Annotated in this window: 9 protein-coding genes; 6 read left to right on the top strand and 3 right to left on the bottom strand. The window is 38.7% G+C overall.

Features of this window, described 5'->3' with window-relative positions:
* Positions 1–452 precede the first annotated feature (452 nt).
* Positions 453–950: a SprT family zinc-dependent metalloprotease gene (locus G322_RS0114300; RefSeq protein ID WP_022942427.1), complete on the bottom strand. Its 498-nt coding sequence runs from the start codon at positions 948–950 to the stop codon at positions 453–455.
* A gap of 3 nt (positions 951–953) precedes the next feature.
* Positions 954–2,102 (bottom strand): methionine adenosyltransferase, encoded by a 1,149-nt coding sequence (gene metK, locus G322_RS0114295; protein WP_022942426.1) that lies wholly within the window; start codon positions 2,100–2,102, stop codon positions 954–956.
* A gap of 226 nt (positions 2,103–2,328) precedes the next feature.
* Here metK and G322_RS0114290 point away from each other — a divergent pair, with 226 nt between their 5' ends.
* Both G322_RS0114290 and G322_RS0114285 read left to right on the top strand, forming a co-directional pair.
* Complete coding sequence (locus G322_RS0114290; protein WP_022942425.1) at positions 2,329–3,657, top strand: peptidoglycan DD-metalloendopeptidase family protein; 1,329 nt, start codon at positions 2,329–2,331, stop codon at positions 3,655–3,657.
* A 57-nt stretch (positions 3,658–3,714) separates the two neighbouring features.
* Positions 3,715–4,059, top strand: a complete 345-nt coding sequence (locus tag G322_RS0114285) for a DUF3802 family protein (RefSeq protein WP_022942424.1) — start codon at positions 3,715–3,717, stop codon at positions 4,057–4,059.
* A 99-nt stretch (positions 4,060–4,158) separates the two neighbouring features.
* On the opposite strand, the gene G322_RS0114280 is transcribed toward G322_RS0114285, so the two are convergent.
* Complete coding sequence (locus G322_RS0114280; protein ID WP_022942423.1) at positions 4,159–4,632, bottom strand: Rsd/AlgQ family anti-sigma factor; 474 nt, start codon at positions 4,630–4,632, stop codon at positions 4,159–4,161.
* A gap of 139 nt (positions 4,633–4,771) precedes the next feature.
* Between G322_RS0114280 and nudC the strand changes: the two genes are divergently transcribed.
* From nudC to G322_RS0114260, 4 genes are all read left to right on the top strand, one after another.
* On the top strand, positions 4,772–5,563 hold the full coding sequence (nudC, locus tag G322_RS0114275; protein WP_022942422.1) for an NAD(+) diphosphatase: 792 nt from the start codon (positions 4,772–4,774) through the stop codon (positions 5,561–5,563).
* An 83-nt stretch (positions 5,564–5,646) separates the two neighbouring features.
* Positions 5,647–6,711, top strand: a complete 1,065-nt coding sequence (gene hemE / locus G322_RS0114270) for a uroporphyrinogen decarboxylase (RefSeq protein ID WP_022942421.1) — start codon at positions 5,647–5,649, stop codon at positions 6,709–6,711.
* A gap of 162 nt (positions 6,712–6,873) precedes the next feature.
* Positions 6,874–9,138: a sensor domain-containing protein gene (locus tag G322_RS22400; protein WP_022942420.1), complete on the top strand. Its 2,265-nt coding sequence runs from the start codon at positions 6,874–6,876 to the stop codon at positions 9,136–9,138.
* On the top strand, positions 9,138–9,644 hold the full coding sequence (locus G322_RS0114260) for a GNAT family N-acetyltransferase (protein WP_022942419.1): 507 nt from the start codon (positions 9,138–9,140) through the stop codon (positions 9,642–9,644). Before G322_RS22400 ends, G322_RS0114260 begins: the two co-directional genes overlap by 1 nt.
* Positions 9,645–9,774: the final 130 nt, after the last annotated feature.

The raw sequence follows: 9,774 nt of genomic DNA, 5'->3' as shown, positions 1-9,774 counted from the left end.
AAATTGCACCAATCTGCGTTGTTATAAAATCTCTATGTAGAATAACTATACTTCAATTTTATGCCTAGCACCTTGGCACAATTTGCCTTGCTGCCTTTGCATCTTGAAGTATCATGGGTATATACAAGCCAATTGGCCATTTTCGTGGTACGTTTTTTTGTGTTCAATCGTAACTTTCGCAATAGCGATTGGTTTTATTATTTTAGGGTGTTTTTCTTGGGGCTTTTCTACAGAAGGGGAATCATTTTTAATCTGCTGTTGTTTGTTTACCTTGATTGCGACAACCTGAAAGAATTATAAAGGTGAATAGTAGGGAATACCTCAAGATGCTAAATTTAAAACACACCTGTTAAATCAATAAATTACACTGTTATTTTTCTGTTTTTGGTTAGATGCCAGCAGGCTCATGATAATACAGAGCTAGATTGATTTAGCAAATACTATGCAGATAATTATTTGAGACGTGTCGGGTCAAAGCAGAGTGTCGTTTGACATTTTTTACACAGATAACGGCTACCTTTTAATACCTTGTTATGTCGTCTGATGGTCAGTTGATGTGTTGTACACAAACAGCGGTAGCTAAACTGTTGGCCTGCAACACTTTGGGTATCAAACTGATGTGTGGTGAGTGCTGGGCGCTTAAAAATATCACGCATCACCATTTTCCACTCTTTGCCATGTGGACGTACTTTTCCATAGTGTTGAAAGGTGATTAGATGTGCCACTTCGTGGGGAATAACTTGTTGCAAGAATTGTTCTCTATTATGGATAAATAGCGTGGGGTTTATTTTAATAAGGTTGCGTTGTAGGTGTGCTGTGCCAGCGGCTTTCCCTCGCTGGTTAAACTGGTAATGAGGGCGTTCAAAAGCACGATCAAAAAAGCACTCTGCCTCGATGAAACAATCTTCACCGATAAATATGAGTGCTTTTTTATCTTCTTCTGTCAGCAATGTTTAAAATGCGTCAGATTTCAGATCTTCAACTTTATTGAGTGATTCCCAAGGGAACTCTTTACGACCGAAGTGACCGTAAGCAGCTGTTGATAGGTAGATAGGCTGGATAAGATCTAACATCTCAATCAGGCCGTATGGACGAAGATCGAAGTGTTTACGGATAAGGTCAATAATCAGACCTTTAACCACTTTTTCTGTGCCAAACGTTTCAACGCTGATAGAGGTTGGATCTGCCACGCCAATCGCGTAAGAAAGTTGGATTTCACAACGATCTGCAAGACCGGCTGCTACGATATTTTTGGCAACGTAACGCGCTGCATAGGCCGCACTACGGTCAACTTTTGAAGGATCTTTACCAGAGAATGCACCACCACCGTGACGTGCTGTACCGCCATAAGTATCAACAATGATTTTACGACCAGTTAAACCACAATCGCCTACTGGACCACCAATAACAAAACGACCTGTTGGATTAATGAAGTACTTCGTGCGTTCTGAAAGTAGGTTGGCAGGTAACACCGGTTTGATGATCTCTTCCATCACGGCTTCAATTAAATCATCCTGTTTAATATCTTCAGAATGTTGTGTTGAAAGGACCACTGCATCAATGCCCACAATCACGCCATTTTCATAAGCAAAAGTCACTTGGCTTTTGGCATCAGGGCGTAACCATTTTAGTTGGCCACTTTTACGTACGTCTGCTTGTTTTTTGACCAGACGATGCGCGTAAGTAATTGGGGCAGGCATGAACTCTTCTGTTTCATTGCTCGCATAACCAAACATTAAACCTTGGTCGCCAGCACCTTGCTCACGAGGATCACTGCGGTCGACACCTTGATTAATATCAGGAGATTGTTTACCCACTACATTTAATACCGCACAAGAGTCAGCATCAAAACCCATCTCTGAGCTAGTGTAACCAATATCACGTATGGTTTTGCGTGTGATCTCTTCGATATCAACCCAAGCATCCGTAGTGATTTCACCACCGACCATTACCATGCCTGTTTTCACGTATGTCTCACAAGCAACACGTGCTTTTTTATCTTGCTTTAAAATGGCATCAAGTACCGCATCAGAAATTTGATCGGCGATTTTATCTGGATGACCTTCAGAAACCGATTCTGAGGTAAATAAGTCACGTGACATGTGAGCTCCTAAATAGTTACTTTATAAATTCGTTTGGATGTTTTTACATCTAGACGTCTATCTTACCTTTTTTTGTCATGAAATCTAGTTTAATTATTTTAAGCTAATTTAAGTCATTTACAATTCTAGTAAATATTTGCCACAATGCTAGTGTAGAAAAGCACCTTTGCATCTGTACTGAGAACGGGGGTATACTGCGCATTCGCCCTTATTTTAGAGTTTTATTATGCCTTTTTTAATCCGTTTTAAAGCATTATTAACTGTTTTTATCTCCTTTATTAATAACCTTCCTCGCAAGCACTTTTTCGCACTCATTATTTTGTTTGTCTGTTTATTGGTGATCTCATTTTTGCCAAGTCAGTCAGAACAAAATAAAAATATTAAGCGCCAGCTAACATTGCCGATTCAAACACTTTCTGAAGGTGAGTATTCCAAAGCGGAGCCTATCGACACAGAGAGAGAGCAGTATGGAAAGTCCAGTATCGATTTCACTGGAACACGTGAGATACAGCTAATTATTAAAGAGGGAGACTCTTTAAGTAATTTGTTTCAAAAAGAGGGGCTCTCTGCCGCTGTTTTACATGAGTTACAAGAGGCGGATAAATCTCACCTACGTTTAGGTAATTTAGTGCCAGGACAAGAGATTAAGTTGTTAATCGATGCGGATAATAAGTTACTCGCATTAAAAATGAAGATAGATTTTGCTAATACCCTCTCTTTTGTGCTTAAAGACAGCAGTTATATCTCCTTGTTAGAAACCGAAAAAGGAGAGTGGCGTAATAGTTATTACCAAGGCAGTGTAACGGGAAGTTTTTATATCAACGCCAAACAAGTGGGGTTATCAGCAGGGCAAATTCAACAAATATCAAGTGCTTTGCAGGAGAAGTTTGATTTTAACCGTCAGTTACGTGCAGGAGATACCTTTCATGTATTGGTCTCTAAACAATATATTAACGGGCAGTATACCTATGATAGCGAGGTCTTAGCGGTACTCATTAAAACCAATCGACAAACTTACAGTGCTTTTTTAAGTGAAGATGGTCGTTATTATGATGCCGATGGTCAAGGCTTAGGCAAAGCTTATCGTCGTTTACCTGTTGATGGTCGTCCTCGTATTAGCTCTGGATTTAACCCGCGGCGTTTGCACCCGGTAACAAAAAGAGTACGTCCTCATAATGGTACCGATTTTGCAGTAGGAACAGGCACTAAAGTTTACACCATTGGTGATGGTATTGTGCAACGTGCTGGTTATCACCCCGCAGCAGGTAACTATATTGTCATTAAACATGGCCGAAAATATACCACTCGTTATCTGCATCTTAGCAAAATTTATGTGCGTAAAGGGCAACGCATTAAAATGGGGCGTTTAATTGCGAAGTCTGGTAATACTGGTCGCTCAACGGGACCACATCTACATTATGAGTTTCATATCTATAATAAACCGGTGAATGCGATGAGGGTGAATTTGCCTTTATCGAAAGAGATTTCGAAAAAGCATAAAAAAGCATTTAACAAACGCCGAGATAGCTTTCTAAAAGAGATGGCAGAAATTTAGCTATTTAATTGAAATATAGCTATATTTCAATTAAGTTATTTTTTTAGGATATTATTCATGTTGTTAAATAGTGAAGCTTATGAAGCATGTATCGGTTATTTTTCCGATCATTTAGGTCTCTTTGAAGGCCAAAATGGCTTAGCCCAAGGTGCTTTGATCGCCGATATCGTTTCTGATCAAGTGGCAGAGATGTTACTCACTTTTTGTCAGCAACAAACGCAACTGAGTAATGAGGTGCGTTTAATAGTCATTGCAGAGGGCGATCGGTTAGTTGACGATATTGAGCAAATATTAGGTCGTTTGTGGGATAAGCCTGCAACCGTGGCGCAAACTGAGTTTATTGAGGAGTATTTTTTACTGCTTAAAAATAGTTTGGATTCGCAAGTGCCAACGCTTTCTTAACCTATTTTTTCATTTATGGACGATATTAATACTTAAGCGCATCAATGCAAAACTACATGGTAGGTTGGCATTGATGCGTTCTTAAAAACCCGCTAAAAACTAAGCAAGTGTATGGTGCAGATGTACCACTTCAAGTAGCTGATCTTCACGCTCAAAACGTCCTTCCATGATTTGACCTAGTTCAGAGAGATCTTTATCAAAATCAAGCAGTGCTTTGTCACTGGCATTTTCTGCATATTTATCATTAAAATTAAGCGCAGTATCCGTTGTTTTGGTAATACGAGAATAGAGTTGTTGTGCAATTTTTAGGTTTTCATCACCATCAACTTTACACTGTGCGATAATTTGCTCATAGACTTCAAAATGACCTGTTGATGCGTAATCAAGCAGAATTTGACAAAACTTAGTGATCAGACTTTGCGCAGGCAAACCGCGCACCTCTTGCTGATAAGGGGGTAACCCTGCTAGTTGGCAATATAAAACCACACACTGTTGGCGCGCTTCAAGCCAAGTATCAATAATGGTCAGAGTGCCACCCCATTCCTCTTTTGCTTGTTCTAATTTGGTTAGCATCGCACTTCCTTTATTACTTTATGGATAAGTTGAATGTTAAAAACTAAAGAAAATTGCTGTTATCGTCAACTTGAATTTGAGTTTAAGGCTTATCTTCATGTATAACTGTGAGGTCATGTAGAGTTTAGAAAGGTAAAAGATGAATACTCAAAAAAATTGTTGGTGGTTTATTTTAGCGCAAGGGAAAATTTTATTGCTGCCTCAAGGTGATTTAGTGCCTTATGGTAATTTAGATGATCTGTCTTTAACGGCCGCATTAGTGGCTAAAAAAATAAAGGTGGGTGAGTACCAATCTAGCCCTTGTTATTTACTGGAGTTTGCGCAACCTCAGGATATTGGTTTTGGTGAATACAGTGAATTACGCTCACTGTTAGGTGTGGTAGACGATCGTCTTTTTGAATTGGCTGGGCGTGCCTTTCAACTGGCTCATTTTTATAAAACCCACCAGTTCTGTGGACAGTGTGGCACTAAAATGAACCCAATTGAATGGGAGGTGGCAATGAAATGTTACCACTGCCAACATCGTTGTTATCCACGTGTTTCTCCCTGTATTATTGTCGGTATTCGCAAAGAGAATAGAATTCTACTGGCGTTGCATCAACGCCATAAGAAAAGTAATCGGCCTGTTTATACGGTATTAGCGGGATTCACCGAGGCGGGGGAAACGTTAGAGCATTGTGTGGAACGTGAAGTATTTGAAGAGTCGGCAATTAAAATAAAAAACATTAAATATGTGACGAGCCAGCCATGGCCTTTCCCACATTCATTGATGATGGGTTATACCGCAGAGTATCTTTCGGGAGAGATAAAGATCGATACGCGTGAGCTGTGCAGTGCCGATTGGTACGACATTGATGATCTGCCCAAGTTACCCAATCAGGGCACGTTAGCGAGAAAATTAATTAATCGTTTGATAAGTCAGTGTCGTTAGGCAATTGTCGCTATAAAATAATTCAAACTATTGTTAAAAATGATAGCATATGCGCAACATATGAATGGACAGGGTAGAGAAGCATGACTGAATTAAAGAATGATCGTTATATTCGCGCTTTATTAAAGCAAGATGTTGATAAAACGCCGGTGTGGATGATGCGCCAAGCGGGGCGATATCTGCCTGAATATAAAGCGGTACGTGCACAGGCGGGTGATTTTATGTCGTTATGCCGTAATGCTGATCTTGCTTGTGAAGTCACACTGCAACCGTTACGTCGTTTTGAGCTTGATGCCGCTATTCTGTTCTCTGATATCTTAACCATTCCTGATGCAATGGGGTTAGGGCTTTACTTTTCCGAAGGTGAAGGGCCTAAATTTGAACGTCCAATCAGTTGTAAAAAAGATGTTGATAACCTAATCATGCCTGATCCAGAAGGTGAGTTACAGTATGTGATGAATGCGGTGCGTACTATTCGTCGTGAGTTAAAGGGTGAAGTGCCTTTGATTGGCTTCTCTGGGAGTCCGTGGACATTAGCCACTTACATGGTTGAGGGTAGTAGCTCAAAAGCGTTTACCAAAATCAAAAAAATGGCGTTTGCAGATCCACAAATTTTACATGCTTTATTAGATAAATTAGCCGATTCTGTGATTAGTTATCTCAATGCACAAATTGAAGCGGGCGCCCAATCGGTGATGGTCTTTGATACATGGGGTGGTGTACTTTCTCCGCGTGATTACAAAGATTTTTCGCTACAATATATGCACAAAATTGTTGATGGTTTGCACCGTTCTTACGCGGGTCAAAAGATCCCTGTTACCCTGTTTACTAAAAATGGTGGTCAATGGTTAGAGCAGATTGCAGATACTGGCTGTGATGGTATTGGTCTGGACTGGACCATTGATATGGCCACCGCGAAAGCACGCGTTGGCGACCGTGTTGCATTGCAAGGTAATATGGACCCATCAATGTTATATGCTTCACCTGAGCGTATTCGTCAAGAGGTGGCAACTATTTTAGATAGCTTTGGCAGTGGTAATGGTCATGTATTTAACCTAGGCCACGGCATTCATTTGGACGTACCCCCTGAAAATGCCAAAGTGTTTATTGATGCAGTGCATGAGTTAAGTGTCCCTTATCACCAATAATTTTAACTTTCAATTCAACTTACTTAGCTAATAAAAACCATGCAGTGCATGGTTTTTTGTTTTGAAAATAAAAAAATATCATCTAAATACTGTTTTTTGTTGAAAAAAAAAGGGATTTTAACTATTTTTATTAAGCCTATCTAAATTAAAAGGGGAGTGCTTATGCCTAAAAATAGTATCGTATCTTCTCTGCTTCAGTATTTATTAATTTTAGTGACCTGCTATTTTTTATACTACAACGTATCACTGTCATTGTTTGTCGATACACTTAACTATCAACAAAAAAAACAGTTTGAAATCCTCTTATTACTCATTTTTAGTGCTGTGTTTTGGGGATATAAGCAATGCTCTTTAACTTTGCGCTTAAAAGATAATCTACACAGTGAACAGCATCTGTTAAAAATAAGTGAAGCGTTAATTCAAAACGCCAGCAATGTACTTTTTCATCTTAATGGGAAAGGGCATATCACTTTTATCTCCCCTATGTGCGAATCATTATTAGGTTATCGAGAAGCAGATCTTACCTCCCGTTCGCTTAGCGTTTTATTTTTAGAGGATCAACACTATCAGGTGATTAGTGATCAGATTCTATGTTTAGACATGGTGCCTCACTGCTTTCAGGCAAAATTACTCTGTAAAGATGGCACGCATATGTGGGCTGAAATTCGTACGGTATTACATCAAGATAAAAAGGGGATAGAGTTACAGGGGGGTATTCAAGATATTAATGAGCAACGTATCATGCTTGCGTGTTTACAGGGAAAAGAGCGTATTCTTAGTAATATTATCGATAACATTCCTTATCTCATTTTTGTTAAAAATGAGCAAAATAAAACTATTCTAGTTAATCAGTTTCTGTGTGATTTCACGGGGCTAAGTGTAGAGCAGTTGATTGAATCGGGTGAAGGCTGTGATCCTCTTGAAGCGATGTTACCGAGTCGTTTTATAAAACATGTTATTCATAAACCTAAATACAAAAAAGAGTTATTAGATAACCAAGGGGTTTTACATGAGGTTGCTTTTTCACAGATTAATATCCAACATAAAATCGATGATGGATTAACACTCATTATTGGTAATCTGATCAGTATTTCCGAGCGACGGACTGAGAGTATTGAGCATTTTTTACCGTATGACACATTGACGGGTTTACTAAATCATAACGTATTTATTAGTCAGCTTGATAAATATGTTGCTAATTTACAGACTGTTAATGCGATTGCTATCTGCGTGGTTGATCTCTCCAGCTTGAAGCGTATTAATGACACATTAGGACATGATATTGGTGATCAGGCACTTAAATTTTCTTCACAAAAAATCAGTTTTTTAGGTGAGTCACTGTTTATGCTATGTCGCTATAGTGGCGATGAATTTGCTTTTGTATTAAAAAATGTCACCTCGTTGCATAGCCTTGAATTGCAACTTGAACAGTTACACGCCTTGTTTGAAATGCCACTTAAATTGCATGGTATCGATGTTAAATTGTCATTAAATATTGGTGCGGTTGTTTGTCCTGATGATGGTGTCACGGCTGATTCGTTATTAAAAAAATTAGATATTGCATTGCATATTGCTAAATCATCAAACGCTATTCGCACCCAGCTCTATGCCGGTAAATTAGCAGAGTCACTGATGGTCAATATGCAGATTGAAAAACACTTAACTCATGCTTTAGAAAAAGGGGCGTTTTACCTTGTATTTCAACATTTTGTGAGCTGTAAGGGCAGTAAATTACTGGGTGCTGAAATTTTATTATGTTGGAATAATAAGGTGCTTGGTGAAGTCTACCCAGATCAGTTTATTCCTGTTGCAGAACAAACGGGTGATATTGTTATAATTGGCCGTTGGGTCATTGAGCAAGCGTGTTTGCAACTAAAAAAATGGCAACAGATATTTGGACAAGAGTTCTATTTTGCTGTGAATGTATCACCGCGACAGTTTTTATATGGTGATTTAATTAATGTGCTTGACCAAGCATTAAAAGAAAGCGGTGTTAATGCTCACTCTTTAGAGGTTGAAATCACCGAAGGTTTATTAATTCGTGATCAAGAATCGGTACTGAAAACCATGCAAGCTTTAGTTAAACGGGGAGTTCGTCTTTCGTTAGACGATTTTGGTACAGGTTATTCATCACTAAACTATTTAAAAAAATTCCCGTTTGATTGTTTAAAAATAGACCGAGCATTTATCGCTGATATCGACAGTGATAATCAAAACGATGCATTGGTGGTTGCCATCACAGAAATGGCACATACATTAAATTTGACGGTCGTTGCAGAGGGGGTAGTGCAGTTGACTCGTCTGCGTACGTTAGTCGTTGATATTATTCAGGGGTATTATTTTTCTAAACCTCTCTCTTCTCGTGACTTTGAGAATTGGTATGCACAAAGTAAAGAAAATAATTTATTAGCACGTGTGGAGCTTTAATGATGACGCTATTTTCTGAAAATAATCTGTTTATTATTCGTTCTTTTGTTTTATCTGATATTGATGATTTTTGCCTTGTAGTGATGGATGCACAATGCATGAAATATTGTCCAACAGGTAAGTTGACGCGTCATCAGGCAGAGTCTCTGTTCAAAATCATTAATAAACAAGAGGTAGGGGAAAGGAGTCGCTTACTGGCCATTGAAGATAAAACCAGTGATCATGTGGTTGGTTTTGTTGGCTTGCAGGAATGTTGTGCTGAAGATGAACTCGGCCTTAGTTTTGTATTTCGTTTATTACCTGATTTTTTTAACAGCCCTAGTGTTGTATTGTTATTTGAACAACTGATTCATAATATGTTTTCCATCTACCAACTAAATTCGATGCAAGCGATTGTGGCTAAAAATAACCACGCAACAATCTCGATAATGGAATCACTTCACTTCAAGCAAGTTAAAAAAGTAGATTGCCGTGGTAGAGAAAGTTTCCTCTATCAATATCCTTAATATCCTCTTGATCCTAAAAATATTTATAAATAAATAGCTCAAATTCGCATCGTTTTCGGGTAGAATACTGCCCCAAGAATGTTGCTAAGGAATCGTTACACAATAACTTGCGCTAAATTGTTTTCAAAAA

Source organism: Psychromonas hadalis ATCC BAA-638 (assembly GCF_000420245.1).
Classification (GTDB): domain Bacteria; phylum Pseudomonadota; class Gammaproteobacteria; order Enterobacterales; family Psychromonadaceae; genus Psychromonas; species Psychromonas hadalis.
The sequence above is the reverse complement of the archived record's forward strand: the minus strand, read 5'-3'. Positions and strand labels throughout refer to the sequence as shown.